General features: G+C 62.8%; 19 protein-coding genes and 1 riboswitch. Of the genes, 13 read left to right on the top strand and 6 right to left on the bottom strand.

Features of this window, described 5'->3' with window-relative positions; all coding sequences use genetic code 11:
- Nucleotides 1–11 precede the first annotated feature (11 nt).
- Nucleotides 12–2,066 carry a DNA topoisomerase IV subunit B gene (gene parE, locus EOB80_RS09440; protein WP_127270722.1) on the bottom strand — a complete coding sequence of 685 codons (2,055 nt, stop codon included), beginning with the start codon at nucleotides 2,064–2,066 and terminating at the stop codon, nucleotides 12–14.
- A gap of 237 nt (nucleotides 2,067–2,303) precedes the next feature.
- On the opposite strand from parE, the gene cpaB reads away from it, so the two are divergent.
- The 10 genes from cpaB to EOB80_RS09390 all read left to right on the top strand — a co-directional run bounded on the left by cpaB (nucleotide 2,304) and on the right by EOB80_RS09390 (nucleotide 12,522).
- Nucleotides 2,304–3,230 (top strand): Flp pilus assembly protein CpaB, encoded by a 927-nt coding sequence (gene cpaB / locus EOB80_RS09435; protein ID WP_245466310.1) that lies wholly within the window; start codon nucleotides 2,304–2,306, stop codon nucleotides 3,228–3,230.
- A 30-nt stretch (nucleotides 3,231–3,260) separates the two neighbouring features.
- A complete protein-coding gene (locus EOB80_RS09430) occupies nucleotides 3,261–4,706 on the top strand; it encodes a type II and III secretion system protein family protein (RefSeq protein WP_127327448.1) in 1,446 nt (481 codons plus the stop codon).
- A gap of 4 nt (nucleotides 4,707–4,710) precedes the next feature.
- Nucleotides 4,711–4,980: a hypothetical protein gene (locus EOB80_RS09425; RefSeq protein ID WP_127269273.1), complete on the top strand. Its 270-nt coding sequence runs from the start codon at nucleotides 4,711–4,713 to the stop codon at nucleotides 4,978–4,980.
- A 49-nt stretch (nucleotides 4,981–5,029) separates the two neighbouring features.
- Complete coding sequence (locus tag EOB80_RS09420) at nucleotides 5,030–6,244, top strand: CpaE family protein (RefSeq protein ID WP_127327447.1); 1,215 nt, start codon at nucleotides 5,030–5,032, stop codon at nucleotides 6,242–6,244.
- A complete protein-coding gene (locus tag EOB80_RS09415) occupies nucleotides 6,241–7,662 on the top strand; it encodes a CpaF family protein (RefSeq protein ID WP_127327446.1) in 1,422 nt (473 codons plus the stop codon). The genes EOB80_RS09420 and EOB80_RS09415 overlap by 4 nt, the downstream gene beginning before the upstream one ends.
- 4 nt (nucleotides 7,663–7,666) lie before the next feature.
- Entirely contained in the window at nucleotides 7,667–8,632 is a 966-nt protein-coding gene (locus tag EOB80_RS09410) for a type II secretion system F family protein (RefSeq protein ID WP_127327445.1), read from the top strand.
- 1 nt (nucleotide 8,633) lies between these two features.
- Complete coding sequence (locus tag EOB80_RS09405) at nucleotides 8,634–9,596, top strand: type II secretion system F family protein (protein WP_127327444.1); 963 nt, start codon at nucleotides 8,634–8,636, stop codon at nucleotides 9,594–9,596.
- A gap of 134 nt (nucleotides 9,597–9,730) precedes the next feature.
- Nucleotides 9,731–10,552, top strand: a complete 822-nt coding sequence (locus EOB80_RS09400; protein ID WP_127327443.1) for a hypothetical protein — start codon at nucleotides 9,731–9,733, stop codon at nucleotides 10,550–10,552.
- Nucleotides 10,553–10,715: 163 nt separating this feature from the next.
- Nucleotides 10,716–11,186 carry a hypothetical protein gene (locus EOB80_RS09395; protein ID WP_127320645.1) on the top strand — a complete coding sequence of 157 codons (471 nt, stop codon included), beginning with the start codon at nucleotides 10,716–10,718 and terminating at the stop codon, nucleotides 11,184–11,186.
- 160 nt (nucleotides 11,187–11,346) lie between these two features.
- Complete coding sequence (locus EOB80_RS09390; protein ID WP_127267795.1) at nucleotides 11,347–12,522, top strand: GGDEF domain-containing protein; 1,176 nt, start codon at nucleotides 11,347–11,349, stop codon at nucleotides 12,520–12,522.
- Here EOB80_RS09390 and gcvP read toward each other — a convergent pair whose 3' ends face one another.
- Genes gcvP through gcvT form a run of 3 tightly spaced genes read right to left on the bottom strand, consistent with a single transcriptional unit; the run spans nucleotide 12,523 to nucleotide 16,825 of the window.
- Nucleotides 12,523–15,333, bottom strand: a complete 2,811-nt coding sequence (gene gcvP / locus EOB80_RS09385) for an aminomethyl-transferring glycine dehydrogenase (RefSeq protein WP_127327442.1) — start codon at nucleotides 15,331–15,333, stop codon at nucleotides 12,523–12,525.
- 17 nt (nucleotides 15,334–15,350) lie between these two features.
- Entirely contained in the window at nucleotides 15,351–15,719 is a 369-nt protein-coding gene (gene gcvH / locus EOB80_RS09380) for a glycine cleavage system protein GcvH (protein WP_127320643.1), read from the bottom strand.
- A 5-nt stretch (nucleotides 15,720–15,724) separates the two neighbouring features.
- Complete coding sequence (gcvT, locus tag EOB80_RS09375) at nucleotides 15,725–16,825, bottom strand: glycine cleavage system aminomethyltransferase GcvT (RefSeq protein ID WP_127327441.1); 1,101 nt, start codon at nucleotides 16,823–16,825, stop codon at nucleotides 15,725–15,727.
- Between the two features lie 149 nt (nucleotides 16,826–16,974).
- Nucleotides 16,975–17,061: riboswitch (glycine riboswitch) on the bottom strand.
- Nucleotides 17,062–17,306: 245 nt separating this feature from the next.
- On the opposite strand from gcvT, the gene EOB80_RS35175 reads away from it, so the two are divergent.
- Complete coding sequence (locus EOB80_RS35175) at nucleotides 17,307–17,573, top strand: hypothetical protein (protein ID WP_245466309.1); 267 nt, start codon at nucleotides 17,307–17,309, stop codon at nucleotides 17,571–17,573.
- Nucleotides 17,480–18,307 (top strand): hypothetical protein, encoded by an 828-nt coding sequence (locus tag EOB80_RS09370; protein ID WP_245466308.1) that lies wholly within the window; start codon nucleotides 17,480–17,482, stop codon nucleotides 18,305–18,307. The genes EOB80_RS35175 and EOB80_RS09370 overlap by 94 nt, the downstream gene beginning before the upstream one ends.
- A 42-nt stretch (nucleotides 18,308–18,349) precedes the next feature.
- Here the strand turns inward: EOB80_RS09370 and EOB80_RS09365 are convergent, their stop codons facing one another.
- Entirely contained in the window at nucleotides 18,350–19,078 is a 729-nt protein-coding gene (locus tag EOB80_RS09365) for a GntR family transcriptional regulator (protein ID WP_127327440.1), read from the bottom strand.
- A gap of 7 nt (nucleotides 19,079–19,085) precedes the next feature.
- Nucleotides 19,086–20,366, bottom strand: coding sequence for a D-amino acid dehydrogenase (locus EOB80_RS09360; protein ID WP_127327439.1), 1,281 nt, complete (start codon nucleotides 20,364–20,366; stop codon nucleotides 19,086–19,088).
- Between the two features lie 221 nt (nucleotides 20,367–20,587).
- Between EOB80_RS09360 and EOB80_RS09355 the strand changes: the two genes are divergently transcribed.
- Nucleotides 20,588–21,379, top strand: a complete 792-nt coding sequence (locus tag EOB80_RS09355; RefSeq protein ID WP_127327438.1) for an aspartate/glutamate racemase family protein — start codon at nucleotides 20,588–20,590, stop codon at nucleotides 21,377–21,379.
- Nucleotides 21,380–21,408: the final 29 nt, after the last annotated feature.

Raw genomic sequence — 21,408 nt, 5'->3', positions numbered from 1 at the left:
CCGGCTGATGGCTAGATATCCAGCACTTCCGTCTCGGCGAATTCGGCGCGTTCCTGGATGAAGCGGAAGCGGGCTTCCGGCTTGGTGCCCATCAGTGCATCGACGGCGTCCTTGGTCGCCGCCTCGGCATCGATCACGTCGATCCTGAGCAGCGTGCGCTTCCTCGGATCCATGGTGGTTTCCTTGAGCTGGGCCGCCATCATCTCGCCCAGGCCCTTGAAGCGGCCGAGTTCGACCTTGCCGCGCCCGGTGAATTCGGTGCGCAGGAGCTCGTCCTTGTGCGCGTCATCCCGGGCATAGGCGACCTTGCCGCCTTGCCTGATCGAGTAAAGCGGCGGCACCGCCAGATAGAGGTGGCCACCACGCACCAGTGCCGGCATCTCCTGGTAGAAGAAGGTGATCAGCAGCGAGGCGATATGGGCGCCGTCGACATCAGCGTCGGTCATGATGATCACGCGGTCGTAGCGCAAATCCTCGTCGCGGTATTTCGACCGCGTGCCGCAGCCGAGCGCCTGGATCAGGTCCGAGATCTGCTGGTTGCCGGCGAGCTTGTCGTTGCCGGCGCTGGCGACGTTGAGGATCTTGCCGCGCAATGGCAGCACCGCCTGGCTGGCGCGGTCCCGCGCCTGCTTGGCTGAGCCGCCGGCCGAGTCACCTTCGACGATGAACAGTTCAGCGCCGGCCGCGGCATTCTGCGTGCAATCGGCGAGCTTGCCCGGCAGCCGCAGTTTGCGCACCGCGCTCTTGCGCGACACCTCTTTTTCCTGCCGTCGGCGCACTCTCTCGTCGGCGCGCGCGATCACCCATTCGAGCAGCTTCGAGGCTTCCTGCGGATTGTCGGCCAGCCAATGGTCGAACGGATCGCGGATCGCGGTCTCGACAATTCGAATTGCCTCGATCGTCGCCAGCCTGTCCTTGGTCTGGCCGACGAATTCCGGCTCGCGGATGAACACCGACAGCATGCCCGCCGCCGAGATCATGACGTCTTCCGAGGTCACGATCGAGGCGCGCTTGTTGCCGACGAGATCGGCATAGGCGCGCAGGCCCCGCGTCAGCACGTTGCGGAAGCCGGCTTCGTGGGTGCCGCCTTCGCCGGTCGGGATGGTGTTGCAGTAGGAATTGATGAAGCCGTCGCCGCCGAACCAGGTCACCGCCCATTCGAGCGAGCCATGGCCGCCTTGTTTCTCGCTCTTGCCGGCGAAGATTTCGCGAGTCACCTGGAAGTCGTCGCCGAGCGATGCCTTGAGATAATCCTTCAGGCCGCCGGGAAAATGGAATTCAGCCTTGGCCGGTGTCTGATCTTTTTCCTTGATCAGCGACGGATCGCAGGTCCAGCGGATCTCGACACCACCGAACAAATAGGCTTTCGAGCGCGTCATGCGGTAGAGCCGCGCCGGTTCGAACGCAGCGCCCTTGCCGAAAATCTGCTCGTCGGGGTGGAATCGGATCTTTGTGCCGCGCCGGTTGTGGATTTCGCCCAGTTGCTCCAGGCCGGTCACGGGAACGCCGCGCGAGAATTTTTGTCGATACAGTTGCCGTCCCCGCGCGACCTCGACCTCGAGATGGTCCGACAGCGCGTTGACCACGGACACGCCGACGCCATGCAGGCCGCCTGATGTCTCGTAAACCTTGGAGTCGAACTTGCCGCCCGAATGCAGCGTCGTCATGATCACTTCGAGCGCCGGCTTCTTGAACTTCGGGTGCGGATCGATCGGGATGCCGCGGCCATTGTCGGTCACGGCGAGATAGCCGTCGGCCGAGAGCTCGACATCGATGAAGGTGGCATGGCCGGCTACCGCCTCGTCCATCGAATTGTCGATGACCTCGGCGAACAGATGGTGCATCGCCTTGTCGTCGGTGCCGCCGATATACATGCCTGGCCGGCGGCGCACCGGCTCCAGCCCTTCCAGCACCTCGATGTCGGCAGCGCTATAGCCCTCGCTGCCATCCTTGATTGAGGCAGGACGCTTGGTGGCCTGCACCAGCGGATCCGCCGGACGCGCCGGTGTGCGAACCGGCTGCGGCTGCTTGTCCATATTGCCGAAGAGATCGTTGTTGTCGTCCATGCCTGCCATAGGGTCCGGTGCTGCGAATCACCTCGCGATACTGCCACGCTTTTCAGCGCCAAGCGACCGAGGTTCCTGTTCCGTTCGGGGATCTGATCCCTCTTAACCCAAAACCATTCGATAACCAAGCTGGCGGAAATAGGTCCGATGCCGGCGCGCAAGATTCCTGATTCTTTAACAATGCGGCCTAGCGTGAGCCCAACAAAACAAGAAACTGCTGATATCAGGGGTTTAGGCGTGAGGGGCAAGGCCATATCGATGATCGGCATCGCCGCCGTTTTCGGGGCGATCTCGATCTTTGCCGCGGATTTCTGGGTCAAAAGCCAGGCCAAGGCGGATTCCGAAGAGAAGACGTCGTCTATCCCGGCCCCTGTCGTGCCGAAGGTCGAGTTCAAGACCATCGTGGTGGCGAATGCCCCATTGCGCTACGGCATGGCGCTCGACCGCGCGCAGCTCAGCGAAATCCCGTGGTCGCAAGAGGCCGTGCCGCAGGGCGCCTTCACCACCATCAATGCGTTGCTTGCCGATGGCAGCCGCGTGGTGCTGTCGCCGATCGAGGTCAACGAACCGGTGCTGCTGACCAAGCTGTCTGGGCCAAATGGCCGCGCGACGCTTTCCAACATGATGACGCCCGGAATGCGGGCGGTCACCATCCGCACCGACGAGATAGCCGGCGTCGGCGGCTTCGTCACGCCCGGTGACCGCGTTGACGTGGTGCTGACGCGCGATGCCGGCGAAATTCAGGAAGTGGCCAAGAATGCGCAAGGGGCCGCCGGTTCGACCATCACCTCCGAGATCGTCGTTGCCGATGCCAAGGTGCTGAGCGTCGGGCAGGGCGCCGACGAGCGCCAGACGACGCCGCAGATTTCCAATTCGGTGACTATCGAGGTGACGACAGACGGCGCGCAGAAAGTGGCGCTGGCCCGCACCGTCGGCACCTTGTCCCTGTCGCTTCGATCCGCCAGCGAAGGCGGTGACGGCAAGAACGGCGTCACCACCATCTCCTCCTTCGGCGGATCGGTCGCCTCGGATGTGCAGGCCGCGGCCGGCTCGGTGTTCGACGCCGTCACCAAGGAGCCGGAGAAACCGAAGTTCAAGACGGTCATCGTCACGCGCGGCACGAAGGCCGAGGAATACCAGGTTCCTTCGCGGGACCAGAAATAAGCCAGTGGGGACTGGGTGAGGGACGGGACAATGTTCGGGCTGTTCACATATCGGGTCATGGGGCGGTTGCGCATTTTGCGTGCGGTGGCTGTCGCGTCTTCGCTGGCTGCTGCCGCGATGCTGGCTTTCGGCGCCTCGGCGAGAGCTGACAACGACATCGTCTATGTGTCGTCGACCAAGAATGCGTCGATCAAGGTTGCCAAGGGCAAGCCGAAGACGATCATGACCAGTGCCGCCTTCTACCAGATCGTCATCGGCGATCCGGAGATCGCCAACGTCAATCCGCTGACCGACAAATCCTTCTACGTGCTCGGCAACAATCTCGGCACTACCGGCATTGCGCTGTTCGATGAGAAGAAGCAGCTTGTCGGCACCGTCGACATCGAGGTGACGCTCGACACAGACCAGCTGGCCAGCACCATTCGGGCCAGCGTGCCGGATGCCAGGATCAAGGTCGGATCGGCCAACGGCCGGGTCGTGCTGTCGGGCGAGGCGGATGACGCGGTCGCCGCCGAAAAGGCAAACAAGATCGCGACGCGCTTTTCCGGCACCGAGGAGGTCATCAACTCGGTCAACATCTCATCGTCGCAGCAGGTCCAGCTCAATGTCCGTTTTGTCGAGATCAACCGCCAGGCGGGTCAGGATCTGGGCGCCAAATACGCCGCCAATTTTGCCTACGGCCTCGGTGGCCGCGATGTCTCGATCGATCCGGGTACAGTGCCGGCCGCCGGCACCGGCGAGATCATCGGCAGGCTTTTGTCGAACGGCGTGTCGATCGATATCGCCATCAAGGCGCTAGAAGAGCGCGGCCTGGCGCGGCGGCTGGCCGAGCCGAACCTGATCGCCCGGTCCGGCCAGACGGCGAGCTTTCTCGCCGGCGGCGAATTTCCGATCCCGGTCTCCGAGGACGACGGCAAGATCTCGGTCAGCTACAAGAAATACGGCGTCAGCCTGGATTTTACGCCTACGGTTCTGAAAGATGGGCTGGTCAGCCTTGATATTGCGCCGGAAGTCTCCTCGATCGACGCGTCGGCCTCCTACAATATCGGCACCATCTCGGTTCCCGGCTTCATCGTGCGCCGTGCCAGGACGTCGGTCGACCTGAAGAACGGCCAGAGCTTCATGATCGCTGGACTGCTGCAGTCGCAAAACGACATCACCACGTCGCGCATTCCCGGCCTCGGCAAGATGCCGGTGCTTGGGGCGCTGTTTTCCTCGAAATCCTATCAGCGGCGCGAGACCGACCTCGTCATCATCGTGACGCCCTATCTGGTCAAGCCGGTCGATCCGTCGAAGAAGCTCGTCGAGCCGACAGATGGCACGCAGCCGGCCAGCAACGCCGACTATTTTCTCAACAACACCGAGGAAGTGAAGGATTCCGATGCCGGTCGCACCGTGGCGCTGGCAGACGGCCGCGTCACTCAACCTGCAGCGGCCGCTTCGGCTGGGCATTTCCTCGACCTGCCGAAGGATTGAAGCCATGCGTCTGGTCTTTGGATCGAGCGTCGCCTTGCTGCTGACCGGCTTTGCCGCCGGCTGCACCAGCGACGACTATGTGCGCAGCGAAGGGCCGACGGCCGGCGCCGGAAATGCGCAGGCCGCCAACACCGTCATGCAGATGGTCGATCCCTGGAAATACGGGGTCCAGAACACCAGGCTCCTGGTGCCGGCCCAACGAGGCAGTGCCGCGGCTGTCACACCCGATCAGGCGGCCGGTGCCAAGGCGTCGCAGTCCAGCACGACCAATTGATCCCACGGGCAAATGATCCAACGGTCGATCGACCTGACAGGCTGACAGAATGGCAAACGGCATCAAGACCAGGAAGATCCTGCTCGTATCGACCGACAGGACATTTGCGCAGGTCACGCGCACCGCATTTTCCGCCTCCGAGATCATACAGCTCTCGACGGTGGAGAAGAACGTCACCGAGTTGCGCGGCGAGATCCAGGAAGCCGACTTCGGCGCCATCATCGTCGACATGGATGCGGCAAGGCTGGAGGAGGTCGAGTCGCTGCAGCGCATTATGCGCCGGCTGGAGGACAAGGTTCCGGTCGTCGTCGTCACCCAGGAGTTCAACGCCGCCGCGGTGCGCATTCTGGTGCAGCTCAAGGTCGCGGATTTCCTGGTCAAGCCGATCACCACGGCCGATCTGGTGCGCTCCGTCGTGCGGGCGCTGCAGGGACCCGGGCGCGAGGAAAACACCGAGTCGCAGATCTACACCTTCATGCCTGCCGCGGGCGGCGTCGGCACCACCACGCTGGCGCTGCAGACCGCTTTCCAGCTGCATCACTCGGTGACGCGCGGCGCGTCGACCTGCGTCGTCGATCTCAATTTCCAGCAGGGCGCCTGTGCCGAATATCTCGACCTCGAACCGCGTTTCGACATCACCGAGATCGAGAACCAGCCCGAGCGTCTCGACCGGCAACTGCTCGACGTGATGCTGTCCAAGCATGCCAGCGGGCTGTGCGTGCTGGCGGCACCGGCGCATCCAGCAGAGATGCGCTCGTTCAAGACCGATGTCGTGGTGCGAATGCTGGACCTCGTTTCGGCCTATTTCGACAATGTCGTCATCGACATGCCACGCACCTGGTTTCCATGGACGGAAACCGTGCTGCTCGGTTCCAACAAGCTCTACATCGTCGCGGAAATGACGGTGCCGTGCCTGCGCCACACCCAGCGGCTGATCCAGGCGGTCTACGAGACTGCCGGCAAGGAAGTGAAGCCGAACGTCATCGTCAACCGTTTCGAACAGAAGATGTTCGACAACGGCATCAAGCAGGCGGACGTCCAGGAAATTCTCGGCGAGCATTTCGTCGGCGGTATCGCCAACAACTATCGGCTGGTGCGCGAGGCGGTCGATCGCGGCGTGCCGTTGCACGAGATCGATCCAAACGCCAATGTCGTCAACGATCTGAAGAAGATCATCCTGCCGGAGGAGGCGGTCCCAACCCGGGCGAAATCGCGCTCGCTGTTTGGCATCGGCCGTGGATTGCTGAAGAGGAAAGCCGGATGACCAGCCGCTTCTCCGCCCTGCAGAACCGCGATGCGCTTCCGCAGCGCGTGCCTGAGACGACGCCGGTCGCCCATCATGCCGTCGTCATTCCGACCAGCCGAAAGGCTTTGCCGGCAAAGCCGGACACAGCGCCGGCAAAGAATGCCAACAAGGTGCTCGATGCGCGCGTGCGTATCCACCGGCTGCTGCTCGAAGAGATCAATCTTGTCGCGCTGGAGCGTTTGCCGAAGGATGAGATGCGCCGGCAAGTGCATGATTTCGTGTCGGAAAAGACCAAGCAGGAGCGGATGGCGATCAACACCGTCGAGCTTGACGCGCTGGTCGACGACATCGTCGACGAGATGGTCGGCCTCGGTCCGCTCGAGCCGCTGCTCAAGGACCCCGACATCAACGATATCCTGATCAACGGCCACATGAACTGCTTTGTCGAAAAGAAGGGCAAGCTGCAGCCGGTCCACATTCCGTTCAAGGACGAGGCGCATCTCCTGCGCATCGTCAACAAGATCGTCGCCGCGGTCGGTCGCCGCGTCGACGAATCGCAGCCGATGGTCGATGCCCGCATGCTGGACGGCTCGCGCTTCAACGCGGCCATCCGCCCGGTTGCGGTCGATGGGCCGCTGGTGTCGATCCGCAAATTTTCCAAGAACAAGCTCGGCCTGCACAAACTGGTCGAATTCGGCGCCATCACCCAGAACATGGCCGAAGTGCTGGCGGCGGCCGTGCATGCCCGCAAGACGACGATCATTTCGGGCGGTACCGGCACCGGCAAGACGACCATGCTCAATGCGCTGTCGGCCTTCATTCCGGAAGACGAGCGGCTGATCACCATCGAGGACGCGGCCGAGCTCCAACTGCAGCAGCCGCATGTCGCGCGTATGGAAACACGTCCGGCCAACATCGAAGGCCATGGCGAGCTGAAGCAGCGCGACCTGGTCAAGAACGCACTGCGCATGCGCCCCGACCGCGTCATCCTCGGCGAGTGCCGCGGCGAGGAGGCTTTCGACATGCTGCAGGCAATGAACACCGGCCACGAAGGGTCGATGGCGACCATCCATGCCAACACGCCGCGCGACGCCATTTCGCGGCTCGAGCAGATGCTTGGCATGACCGGCATGCCGATGACGGTGCAGTCGATCCGCAGCCAGATCGCCAGCGCGCTCGACCTGATCGTCCAGCTGACGCGACTTTCCGACGGCAAGCGCAAGGTGACCAGTGTCGCCGAGGTGACCGGCATGGAAGGCGATGTCATCCAGATGCAGGAGATCTTCCGCTTCGTGCGTACCGGCATGGAGGCCGACGGCAAGATTCTCGGCCACTACGAGGCGACCGGCATCCGGCCGCGCTTCCTCGAGGATCTGCGCGCCATGGGCATCGAGTTTCCCGGACGATATTTCGAACCCGGCCGGCCGCAGGAGTAGCCAAGTGTTCGATGGAATGAGCGCTATCTATGTCGTTTATGCCGCGGCCGCGCTGACCGGCATCCTGATCGCCGAGGCCTGCTACCTGCTTTATGCCGGCCGCAGCGACAAGCGCACCGCCATCAACCGGCGCATGAAGCTGCAGGAAAACAAGATCAGCCAGGAGCAGGTGCTTGTCCAACTGCGCAAGGAACGCGGCCTCGACGCAGGCACGCCGCTGTTTTCGCTGGATCGGTTCCGCGCTTTGCGAACCCAGTCGGGCATGATCATGCCGCTGTCGAAATTCCTGATGATCAGCTGCGGCGTGGCGATGGCGATGACCCTGGTCGCCATCTGGTACGGCTTGCCGCCGCTGATGGGGCTTGTGCTGTTTGTGGTGCTTGTGCCGGTGCTGCCGGTGATCACGCTGCGCTTCAAGCGCAAGCGCCGGGTAAAGCGGTTCGGCATGCAATTGCCGGAGGCGCTGGAACTGATCACGCGTGGCCTGAAGGCCGGCCATCCGGTGCCGGTGGCGATCGCCATGGTGGCGCGCGAGATGCCCGACCCGATCGGCACCGAGTTCGGCGTCATCGCCGACGAGGTGACATATGGCTCCGATCTGGTTTCGGCGTTGAACTCGCTGTTCGACCGGGTCGGCCAGGAGGATTTGCCGCTGTTCGTCACCGCCGTCTCGATCCAGACCAGTTCGGGCGGCAATCTGCGCGAGATCCTCGACGGCCTGGCGACGACGATCCGTGAGCGTGGCAAGCTGCGCCGCAAGGTGCGCGCCATTGCGACAGAAGGTCGGATGTCGGCCTACATCCTGACAGCGGTGCCGGCGTTGCTGTTCACCGCCATTATGGCGCTGATGCCGGGCTTCTACCGCGACGTCTGGGGCGAGGCGAAAACCTGGTACCTGCTCGGCGGCTCGATCACCTGGCTGATGCTGGGCAATCTGATCATGTTCAAGATGTCGAATTTCAAGTTCTGACATGCAGGGCTTCATCGAATTCCTCGCCTCGCTTGCGCCGACCTCATTGATGCCGGTGGCCATCCTGCTGCTGGCGGCGGGTGCTGCCGCTGTTGCCTGGCCTGTTGTCATGGCGAAGGGCGACCGCAACGAGGTCATGCGCCGGCTCAGGGTCGAAAACGGTCCCGTGGCCGCCAAACCAGAGCCGGTGCAGAAGAAGAATACCGGCGTCGTGCGCGAGAAGGCGGTGAAGCGGGCGCAGGAATTCTACGCCAGGAGCGATCCGGAAAATGTCGCCCGGCTGCGCATGAAGCTCACCCAGGCGGGCTACATGGAGCCGCGCGCTGTCGGCACGTTCTTCCTGATCCGGTTCAGCGCGATGATCGGCACGGCAATCGGTGTGTTTGTGCTCAACCGGTGGATGGCCAGCCCGGACGCGACGATGGCCAGTCGCTGGACATTCGTCATCCTGTCGGGAGCGGCCGGCTATTTCCTGCCCGGCCTGGTGTTGAGCCAGAAAGTGCGGGAACGCAGGCGTGAGTACCGCAACGGCTTTCCCGATTTCATGGACCTGATGATTGTCTGCTCGGATGCCGGCATGAGCATGGAGGCCGGCATAGAGCGCGTCTCCAAGGAACTTGCCAAGACCTATCCCGCGCTCAGCCAGAACCTGCAGCTGGTGTCGTTGGAGCTGAGGGCAGGGCGCAGCCTCGACGATGCGCTGAAGGCGCTCGCCGACCGCCTCAGCCTGGACGAAGTGCGTTCCTTCGCCACGCTGCTACAGCAGTCCAAGGAACTCGGCACCAGCCTGTCGGGGGCGTTGCGCGTTTTTTCCGACGACATGCGCCATAAGCGTATGTCGTTGGCCGAGGAAAAGGCGCACGCTCTGCCGGCCAAGATGTCGGTGCCGGTGGTGGTATGCATCCTGCCGGTGGTGCTGATGATCGCGGCCATTCCAGTCATCGTCAAAATGACGGCGCAATAGCATGATGCCGAAAGGTGTGAGGCTTCGATTCGAGCTGAAATCGTCCGGCTCTAGCGAGCGCCCCACAAAAGTCCTAGCAAGGGGACTGACAAACCATTGTTATGACCGTACTCGGCCTTGCAGGTGAGAAGTCCATGCTGTTGCGCACCCTCTTTCTCGGCCTTGCCGCAGCCACCCTGTCGCCCGCCTGGGCCGTGGCCGACGATTGCGGCGATGCCGCCGCCCTGGTGCAGCAGGCCTATCCCAAAGCTCGAAAGAGCGCCGACGGCACCTCGTTCACGCTCGAACCTCATATCAGCATCGCCCTGACGGATGGCGACGCGCCGTTTGGGCTGAGCTGCAAGATCTGGCCTGCCCATGACGACCTGCTGTTGGTAGCCGTGCCGCTGATCGACAGCGCCCAATCCAGCGACGATGGCCATGTCGGCGATATCGAGCTTCTGGTCGTCGACAGGAACAGCCAGCGTGTGCGCCTGCGCCTGCTCCAGCCGGGGCTGATCGCCGATGATGCCATCGCCATCCGCAAGATCGAGTTCGATACCGGCCGCTACAGGCTGGCGCCCGGGGTGATGGCCTTCGGCCTGCGCATCGAAATCGCGAACCATTCGCAGGCCAATCCCTTCAGCGAAACCGACCTGCGGCTTTATGTTCTCGCCGGCGATGCCCTGCGCCTGGTGCTCGATGGCCTTGTCGTGGCCGGCAATGGCGGCGAGGGCGACTCCAATTGCGCGGGATCCTTTCATTCGACCGAGGTCAGCCTGGCAATGAGCCCGACGAGCCATCACGGCTATCACGACATGGTCGCGCTCGAGCGGACGCAAACCGATGACCCGTCTCCCGACAAGGATGGCGAGTGCCAGTCCCATCCCGGCAAGCCGGTGAAACGGACCTACCGGCTGCGCTATGACGGCAACCGCTATCCGGTTCCCGAGGCACTCAAGGTCATGGGTCCGTGAAAAGGCCGCTCGCGTCCTTGCAGGGATAACCCTCGTCTCGTGGTTAATGGCTGGTGTGCCCGAAGCCGAATTTTGGCGGCGTTTCGGCACCGAACTTTAATCGCCGCTGATATATTGTGTTTCCTGAAGAACGACCCGGCAAATCGGGCGATGAGGCAGGGGCATGCGTCACAGTAATTTCACGGCAATGGCCGCAATGGCGGCCGTCTTGATGATGTCTGGCTGTACGACGAGTGGCGTCGACACCACCAAGACCACCGCCATCCAACCGGCGGCAAAAGACACCGAAACCTCCGATCTGGCGCAAGGCAAGGCGCAGTTTCGCGACGCCAATTACGGCCTCGCCGAAAAGCACTTCCGCAAGGCCGTCGAGTTGAAAGCCGACAATGCGGAGGCCTGGATGGGGCTCGCCGCTTCCTATGATGAACTCGGCCGCTTCGACTTCGCCGACCGAGCCTACGGCCAGCTTTTGAAGGTCGCCGGCCGCAAGCCGCAGATCGTCAACAATATGGGCTATTCGCAACTGCTGCGCGGCAATCGCAAGAAGGCCAAGGCGTTGCTGCTCGAAGCGAAGGCCGGCATGGCCGATCCAACAGTCGTCAACGCCAACCTCGCTCTCTTGAACAAGGGTTGATCTCGCATCCATGGGTCCGGTTTCGGGACACGTGCCATCGACGCTTTGTAAACCCTATCCGCAGGTTGCATCGATGGATCGCCTGAAAACCCGTATCTGAGGGCTGCCGCTGACCTAGAATGCAGCGCAACCGCCGACGCTCAAGAGGCCCTTGCCCGATATGCTGGACTTCAGTTCGCTCCTGCTCGCAGCCGCGCTGTCGGGCATATGCCTTAGCGTCACCATGTTTGCGATCTGGTTCACCGCGCCCAAGGCAGGTTTCGTGCTGACGGTTGCGTGCGGAATTCTGGTGCTCGTCGCGCATGTGATCCTGTTCTGGCGGTACACCAAGGATCCCGATCCACTGCTTTGCCAGATCGTGCTTGCACTGCTCAGCCTGGGGTTCCTGATCATCTGCTTGTCGGCCATGCAATTTCTGGGGGTGCCCGGCTACGGACGCGCCGTTGCACCGGCGCTAGCCGCCATGGCCATTTGTGCCGTCGTGACCTTTATGGGCTTTGACGGCATTGGCTTCATCGTCACCTACACCACGGTGACGGCGCTGCTGTCGGCGATCGGTGCCATGTTCTGGATCAACGGCAGTCACGACCGCCGCATCCTTCTGGTGGTTTCGTTTCTGAGCGGCACCTGCGCGATGTCGTTTGCGCTTTGCGGCGTGGTTCTGCTGACCAAGGGGCAATGGACGCTCGGGGTTGCGCCCGACAACTGGGCCGAACGATTGAATTCCGTGGTGGCGGTCGCCTGCATGACCGGGCTCGGAGCGTTGACGCTCTCCCTCCATCATCTGCAGGCGCAAATCGAACTCAAGGCCGAGACCATGACCGACCCGCTGACAGGGTTGCTGAACCGCCGGGCATTGACGTCGCTCTACGGCGAACGGAGTTTCGGTCCGTTCATGTCCATCGTCATGTTCGACCTCGACCATTTCAAGCGGACGAACGATGTCTACGGTCACCCGGTAGGGGATCAGGTCTTGTGCCGTTTTGCCGCCGTCATCAAGAAGTATGCCCGGCCCGGCGTCGACGCTTTTCGCCTTGGCGGCGAGGAGTTCGCAATCGTCATGTCGCGGATGACGGATGAAAAGGCTTACGATCTCGCCAGCAAGATAGGCGTGGCGTTCGGCACCGAAATCGTCCCCACCCAGCTCGGCAAGTTGCGCAGCACGGTCAGCGGCGGCATCGGCTTTGGCGAGGCAAGCGGCAGCAGGCTGGACAACGTGCTCGCCGAGGCGGACGCGGCGCTCTATGCCGCCAAACGCGCCGGACGAAATTGCGTCATCAGCCGCAAGAGGATGGGCAAGGCCGAGCCGATCAAGCCGGCCTTGCGCTCAGCGTAATTACTCCGCGGCACCCAGATAATCCGACAGCGGCGGGCACGAGCAGACCAGGTTGCGGTCGCCGGCGACATTGTCGATGCGTGACACCGGGGGCCAGTACTTGGCTGCCGTGTCGGCGTCGCCGGCCGGATAGGCCGCTTCCAGGCGCGAGTAGGGATGGTTCCACTGGCCGGCCAGCGCCTCGGCGGCGGTGTGCGGCGCGTTGACCAGCGGATTGTCGGCCAAAGGCCATTCGCCCCTGGCGACTTTTGCTGCCTCTGCCGATATGGCGATCATGGCCTCGCAGAAGCGGTCGAGTTCCCGCTTGGGCTCGGACTCGGTCGGCTCCACCATCAGCGTGCCGGCGACCGGGAAGGACATGGTCGGCGCGTGAAAACCATAGTCGATCAAGCGCTTGGCGACATCGTCGACACTGATGCCTGCACTCTCCTTGAGCACACGGGTGTCGAGGATGCATTCATGCGCGACGCGTCCCTGCCTGCCCTTGTAGAGCACCGGGAAATGCGCACCGAGCCGCGTCGCGATATAGTTGGCGGACAGGATCGCCGTCTCGGTCGCCTGCTTGAGGCCCGAGGCGCCCATCATGCGGATATACATCCAGGTGATCGGCAGGATCGAGGCGCTGCCGAAGGGGGCGGCGGAGACGGCGTGCGCCGAGCCTTCGGTGACATGGCCGGGCAAATACGGCTTCAAATGCGCCTTGACGCCGATCGGCCCGATGCCGGGTCCGCCGCCGCCATGCGGTATGCAGAAGGTCTTGTGCAGGTTCATGTGGCAGACATCGGCGCCAATGTCGCCGGGACGGGCAAGCCCGACCAGCGCGTTGAGGTTGGCACCGTCGAAATAGACCTGGCCGCCATGCTCATGGATCAGTGCGCAGAGATCGCGTGCGCCTTCCTCGAACACGCCATGCGTCGAGGGATAGGTGAACATCAGCGCCGCGAGATTTTGCGCATGTTCAGCCGCCTTGGCCTTCATGTCGTCCATGTCGATGTTGCCGTCTTCGGTGCAGCGCACGACGACGACGTTCATGCCGGCCATCGCCGCGCTCGCGGGATTGGTACCATGCGCCGAGGAGGGGATCAGGCAGACGGTGCGGTGGTTGTCGCCGCGTGAGCGGTGATAGCCGCGGATGGCGAGCAGGCCGGCATATTCGCCCTGGCTCCCGGCATTGGGCTGCAAGGTGACGGCGTCGAATCCGGTGATCTCTGACAGCCAGCCCTCCAGCTCACCGATCATGGCACGGTAGCCTGTCGAGTGCGCGGCCGGGGCGAAAGGGTGCAGATTGGCAATGCTCGGCCAACTCACCGGCATCATCTCGGCGGCGGCGTTGAGCTTCATGGTGCAGGACCCCAGTGGGATCATGGCGCGGTCGAGCGCCAGGTCCTTGTCGGCCAGCCGGCGCAGGAAGCGCATCATCTCGGTTTCCGACTTGTTTTCGTGGAAAACAGGCTGGGTCAGGAACTCCTTGCCGCGCGGCTTGCCGGGTACCGTGCTGTCGGCGGAGACACCAGCCTTGGCGCCGAACAGGGCCGCTATTGCGTCGAGATCGGCCTCGGTCGAAGTTTCGTCGAAGGCAATGCCGATATGGTCGGCATCGACGGCACGCAGCAATCTGCCACCCTTTTCAGCCGCAGTGGCGATCGAAGTTGCCTTGCCCTTCACCTCCGCCGTCACCGTGTCGAAGCGGCTTGAACCGAGCACGGAGATACCTGCTGCTTTGAGCCCGGAGGCGAGACGATTGGCCAGCGTGTGGATGCGCCCGGCAATCGCCTGCAGCCCGGCGGGGCCGTGCCAGATGGCATAGGCAGTCGCCATGTTGGCGAGCAACGCCTGCGCGGTGCAGATGTTGGAGGTCGCCTTGTCGCGGCGGATATGCTGTTCGCGCGTCTGCAAGGCAAGCCGGTACCCAGGCCGGCCCTTGCTGTCGGTAGACTGGCCAACCAGGCGGCCGGGCATCAACCGCGTGAGCCTGTCGGAGACGGCGCAATAGGCCGCGTGCGGGCCGCCAAAGCCCATCGGCACGCCAAAACGCTGCATCGGGCCGACGGCGATGTCGGCGCCGAGCTTGGCCGGCGCGTCGGTCAGCGTCAGGCCGAGCGGGTCGGCGATGAAGACGACGATAGCCCCGGTCGCGCGCGCCTTGTCGATCGCTGCCTTGTGATCGCCATAGATGCCAAATGTATCCGGCCAGGAGACAAGCAGGGCGGCGGTGTTGTCGTCGATCGTTTCGCCATCGATCTCGATGCCGAGCGGCTCGGCACGGGTGCGCACCACGTCCAGCGTTTGCGGATGCGGCGTGCCGGCAAGTGCGACCTTGGTTCGCTTGTCACGGTGGTGGCGCAAGGCGATGCCGACGGCTTCGGCCACGGCGGTTGCCTCATCCAGCAGCGAGGCCGAGGCCACCGGCAGGCCGGTCAATTCGGTGACCAGCGTCTGGAAGTTGAACAGCATTTCGAGCCGGCCTTGGCTGATCTCTGCCTGATAGGGCGTGTAGGCCGTGTACCAGGCAGGATTCTCGAACAGATTGCGCTGGATAACCGGCGGGACATGGACGCCGTGATAACCGGCGCCGATGAAGCTTTTCAGCACCGTATTCCCGGACATGACAGCCGAGAGTTCGGCCAGCGCTTCCGCTTCGCTCGCCGGTGCTGGTAGGGCAAGCGGCCGATCGAGCCGGATCGACTTCGGTACGGACTGGCTGATCAGTGTCTCGATCGAGGGCACGCCGATGGCGGCCAGCATCGCCCTGGTGTCGTTGAGGCCGGGACCGATATGGCGGGCCGAGAAGGGGTAGGGTGCTGCGGTCATGTCAATAAGTCCTGATATCAACCGATATGGGCTTTGTAGGCGGCCTCATCCATGAGGCCAGAGAGCTGGCTTTCGTCGGCAAGCTTCATCTTCCACAGCCAGCCGGCCCCTGTTGCGGCCGAGTTGACCAGTGACGGATCCGACGACAGCGTGCCGTTGGCCTCTGTGATCTCGCCATCGACCGGTGCATAGACATCGGATGCCGCCTTGACGGATTCGACCACGACGGCGGTGTCGCCCTTGGTCAATTTTTTTCCGGTCTCCGGCAGTTCGACGAAGACGAGGTCGCCGAGCTGCTCCTGCGCGTAATCAGTGATGCCGACCGTGGCGATGCCGCCCTCGACGCGGAGCCACTCGTGATCCGATGTGAAATAGGTCGTTGCCATTGAGATCATCCTTTGCGGTAGCGATGGGGTGTGAAGGGCAGGGAACTGATATCGACTGGGATTTTCGTCCCGCGCACATCGGCGAAGACCCGCGTTCCGGGCTTTGCCAGAGGTGTCGAGACATAGCCCATGGCGACCGGATGGCCGGCCGAGGGGCCGAAGCCGCCCGATGTGACCTGGCCGGCCGGATTGCCGTCGGCGTCAAAAAGCGCGGCACCGCCACGCACCGGCTGGCGGCCTTCCGGCTTAAGCCCTACCCGCTTTTGCGCGGGTCCTCGTTCCACGGCGGCGCGGAGCGCATCGGCGCCGATGAAAGCGCCGGAAGCGCGGATGTCCTTTGGAATTGCCCACATCAAGGCGGCGCTGGCGGGATCGGTCTCCGGCGTGATGTCCTGGCCATGCAGGCACAGTCCTGCCTCCAGCCGCAGGCTGTCGCGGGCGGCCAGGCCGATCCACAGCACGCGTTCGTCGCCGAGCAGCTTGGCGACGAGGTCGCGTGCATCGGCTTCCGGCAGGCCGATCTCGAAACCGTCCTCGCCGGTATAGCCCGACCGGCTCATGAACCAGTTTTTGCGCGGTTCGACACCATGCATGAAAAGCAGCGAGCCGGTCTCGATGCCGGCGCGGGAAAGGGCGGCCCAGGCTTCAGGACCCTGGATGGCCAGGAAGACGCGGTCGAGCGGCTCGACCCTGGCGTCGAAATCCGCGGCAAGTGCACGCAAATGCTTTTCATCGGCGACGGCGTTGCCTGCGTTGGCGACTACCATGAACCTGTTATCGCCAAGTCTGGTGACGATGAGGTCGTCCAGGATGCCGCCTGCCTCGTTGAGGAAAAAGGACAGTTTGGACTGTGAGATTTGGAGTGGGCCTGCATCCAAGGGGCAAGCGCGGTTGAGCAGCGCAACCGCCTCCGGCCCGCTGACTTCGAACAGCTTCATATGCGAGATGTCGAACAGGCCGGCCTGTTCGCGGGTGTGAAGATGTTCCTTCATGACGCCCGCCGGATAGGTCAGCGGCATCGACCAGCCGGCAAAAGCGCCAAAGCGCGCACCGGCGGTTACATGGATGTCTTCGAGGGGTAGGTGTCTTGTATCGTCGCCCGTCATGTCGTCTCCAGAGTCGCACGCAATCGGTCGCGAATGGCGACCAGTCCGTGCCCCTCTGTCTGAAGCCTGAGAGACTCGCGCAGCCGGAACTCTGTCAGCGGCGCTTACACCTTCGGCGCGGGGGCAAGCCCCGACTTTCCAGAGTGTCTTTCCCGTCTACGGTTCTTTTGCCTGAGAGATTTCGGGCGATTTCCCCTTCGGCGACAGCTCTCGCTGTTCTCTCCCGCAAACAGGTAGGACTCAGACCCTGAGTCCTCGACGCGCCATCCATAGCTCGCGCGCGACGGCTTGTCACCTGTCAGCGACATCTAAAGCGCGTGCATGCCATTCTTCAAAACCGCGGCACGTTTTTGGGCGACATGCGTTGGCCGACAAGTCTTCGCTAACCACGCCGTTTGCCGGTTTTTCAAGACACTGCTGATATATTGGCTTGTATGACGCTTTGGGGCCGGCGCTTGGCGACGGCGGACGGGGACGACAAATGGGCGAATTGATCATGAGCGCGCCGGTGGCCGGGCTGACCTCGAAAAGCCGCATCGCCGCGGAGGACGTGGCGATGTTGCGCCATGAAGTGTTCGGCGATGGCGTCGTGACGCGCGGCGAGGCCGAGGCGCTGTTTGCGCTCGATGCAACGGCGAAGGACAAATGCCAGGAATGGCCGCCCTTCTCGTCGAGGCGGTCACCGACTATATCGTCCACCAGGAAAAGCCGTCGGGCTATATCTCGCAAGACAATGCCGACTGGCTGATCCGCACGATCTCGCGCGATGGCATGGTCGACAGCCGGACCGAGCTTGAATTGCTGGTGCATGTGCTGGAACAGGCGAAATCGTCGCCGAGCCAGCTTTGTGTGTATGCGCTGGAGCAGGTGGCGCATGCCGTCATTGACGGCAAGGGGCCGCTGATGCTCGGCGGCACGCTGGCTCCCGGCCTCGTCGCACAGGCGGAGGTCGAGTTGCTGCGCCGGATCCTCCATGCCCATGGCGGCGACGGCAACATCGCCATCACGCGCGCCGAGGCCGAGGTGCTGTTCAAGATCAACGAGTGCACTGCCCAAGGGCACAATGATCCGTCCTGGAACGAGCTGTTCGTCAAGGCGATCGCCAATTTCGTCATGTGCTCGGCCGGCTACGAAGCACCGACGCGCGATGTGGCGCTGCGCCGTGATGCCTTCCTCGAACATGCCGATCCGGAAATCGGCGGCTTCTTCAGCCGCATGATCTCCGGCGGCCTTGCCGGCATCATGGAAGCCTATCGGTCGCCAGGCGACATCGAGGCCGAGTGGGAAGCCAAGAACAGGGCGGCCGAGGCTCTGGCCCGCCGCGCCGAGACGGTCGATGCCGGCGAAGCCGGCTGGCTGATCGAACATATCGGCGTCGACAGGCCTCTTTACGAGAACGAACGCGCGCTGTTGACCCTGATCAAGCACGCCTCACCGGAAATCCATCCGGCGCTGGGGCCGCTGCTCGACAAGGTTGCCTGATCGATAGGGGTTTTGCCTCGGCCAAAGCTGGGATTTGCCCGATTAGATCTGGTCGACGTCGATGTATATCCTTGCCAAGCCTTCCCTGACGGTCGACATGGCATCGGCGACACTGATGGCGATGTGGTCGTGCATGAGCCTTGCGGCGCTGTTGGCATCGCGGGCTACCATGGCCCGGGCGATTTCGCTATGTTCGGTGTAGGTTGTCGACAATCGCCGGTGCTTCTCCACTTCGATCTTGCGAACGAAATGGATGCGCGTGTTGATGCCTTCGAGCATGCGCGCCAGTTCGGAATTGCCTGACAGCCTGGCGATGCGGATGTGAAATTCCTCGTCCCTGGCGGTCAGTTCGGCGCTGGAAAACGAGTCGGCGCGCGTCATGGTGAGCGCCCACCAGTCGACGAGCGCGGCAAGCTCCTCATCTGTCGCGCGCTGGACCGCCAGCCTGACGGAGCGCTCCTCGAGCACCGCTCGCACGTCGGAAAGATTGACGATCTCGTCGACATCGAAGCCCCGGCAAAAGAAGCCGCGATTGGTCTGGAAAGTGATGAGTTCCTCCGTGACCAGCCGCTGGAGCGCTTCCCGGACCGGGCTGCGGCTGACATTCAGCCTGGCGGCAAGCGCCACTTCGTTGATGCGCTCGTTCGGCTTGAAGCGATAATCCATCGCCATGCGACGGATTTCTTCATAGACACGCGGGCCGGTCTTGATCGGCTTGGATGCCAGCGCTGCGCTGTTGTCCCGGTTGCTTTGCCTGGTGGGTCGGAGCATGGCGTCGTCAAGCCTTTGCGGCGCTTGGTTCGGCGAACCGCGCCTGTGTGGGAAGGATGCCGTCGAGGGCGATCGGCGCTGCCCGGCCGGCGATCAGATCGGCGACGATACGGGCCGATCCATGCGCCATGGTCCAGCCGATATGGCCGTGCCCGGTGTTCAGCCACAGGTTTCGGATGTCGCGCCGGCCGAGGATCGGCAGGTTGTCGGGCGTCATGGGCCTCAGGCAGGCCCGCATCTCGGCGCGATCATAGGCGATGCCGCGCGGGAACAGGTCCTGCGTGACGCGCTTCATGAAGGCGAAATCCGAAGGCTTGTGGCTGCGATCATAGCCCGCGAATTCCGCGGTGGCGGTCACGCGGATGCGATCGCCCATCGGCGTGATGGCAACGAGATTGTGCTCATCGATGACAGGGAGTTTTGGAGCCAGCGCCTGATCGACGATGGGAATGGTCATGGAATATCCCTTGACCGGATAGATCGGCAGACCAAGGCCGATCTTGCGGGCGAGGACGGGGCTCTCGGCGCCGAGACACAGAACGTAGGTGTCGGCCAGAAACTCTCCCTTGTCGGTGACGATCTGGGTGATCGTTTCCTTTCTGCGTTCGATCCCCACGATCCTGGTCCCTGTCAGGATCTTGCCACCCCTATTTTCGACGATGGCCGCCAGCGCGCGCGTGAACTTGGCGGCGTCGCCGGTTTCGTCGGTCGGACACAATATGCCGCCGGCAATGTTGCCGCGCGACGAAGCCAGCGCCGGCTCGCGGTCAACGATTTCCTGCGCGTCTATGATGCGGATCTCCTGGCCGTCGGCCTCCAGCAGGCGCATGTTGGCGATGCCCTTGTCGAGCGCCTGGCGGTTGCGGTGGAAGTAAAGAATGCCGGCCGATGTCCTGTCGTACTGGATCGCTTCCTCCCTGACGACCGCCTGCAGGACCGATTGGGAATGGACCGCAAGCCGATGTTTGAGAAGGGTGTTGCGACGCGCTTTGGCGGCCGTGCATTGCATGAGGAAGCGCAGCGACCAGCTGTAGAGATGCGGGTCGGCGGAGAGCTTGAAACGAAGCGCCTGGTCTTTCTGGAACAGCGACTTCAGCAGGATTTTTGGCGCGGCCGGCGATGACCAGACGAAGGAATGGCCGGGCGCGATCATGCCGGCATTTGCCCAGCTTGCCCCTTCGGCCACCTGTGATGCCTGCTCGAGAACGGTGACCGTGTGGCCGTCCTTCTGCAACTGATAGGCAGTGGTGACCCCGACAACGCCGCCGCCCAAGATCAATACTTGCATCGCTGTCCCGAATGGTTGTCGTTTCTATTGTCGACAATTCAACCGGAAGACGCTGGCCATTGTCAACGGGCGCGTGAGCCGACGATCGATTCATCGTTCAGACAGGGCGAAATGCGAGCATTCCCGGTTCCCAAAATTGGAACGGAGCTCTTGACACGTTTGGCAAAGTTGTCGTTTTTATTGTCGACAATTCTGATTGTCATCAGGAAGGGGACTGCGCCATGGACGCCCCGCTTAGCCGCGCCGCGCTTGTCGTCGACAAGGAACACATTCCCTTCAAGACCGACGACGGCATCGGCACCCGCGCCAATCTCGGCCTGCTCGTCCTTCGGACCGACCAGACCATCGAGGATGAATTCCGCTATGCGCTGCCCGCGCGCGACATCGCGCTGTACGAGGCGCGGCTCTACAGCGATGTCGAGATCACGCCGGAAAACCTGATGAAGATGTCGGCCGTCATCCCGGGAACCGTCGGGCTCTTGCCGGACGTCAAGTTCGATGTGATCGGTTTTGCCTGCACCTCGGGAGCGCTGGTTATCGGCGAGCACAAGGTCGCCGAACGCGTTCACGAGGTGCTGCCGGGGGTGCAAGTGACCAACCCGGTGACGGCGGCAAGGGCGGCGCTGAAGGCCCTGGGCGTCTCGCGGATCGCGCTGCTCACCCCTTACTTGGCGAAAATCAATCATTCCTTGCGGGCATCGCTGATGGCGCGGGGGATGGATATTCCGGTCATGGGCTCCTTCAACGAGGCGGATGACAATGTCGTTGCACGCATCACACCGGCATCGGTCAAGCAGGCCATTTTGGAGATCGGCGCGTCGAGCGACTGTGAGGCGGTGTTCGTTTCCTGCACCAGCATGCGCGTTGCCCGCATCATCGAGGACGTCGAGAAGGAACTGGGGAAACCGGTAACCTCGAGCAACCATGCACTTGCCTGGCATATGCTGCGGCTTGGCGGCATTGGCGAGCAGATTGCCGGAAAGGGCGAACTGTTTCGCCGCTCGCTAGGCTAGCATCTTCAGAGCCGGAATTGCGGTGTTCA

The sequence above is a fragment of the Mesorhizobium sp. M7A.F.Ca.MR.245.00.0.0 genome, from assembly GCF_003997415.1.
Lineage (GTDB): Bacteria > Pseudomonadota > Alphaproteobacteria > Rhizobiales > Rhizobiaceae > Mesorhizobium.
Note: the sequence above shows the minus strand (reverse complement) of the source record. Positions and strands in the feature narration are given on the sequence as shown.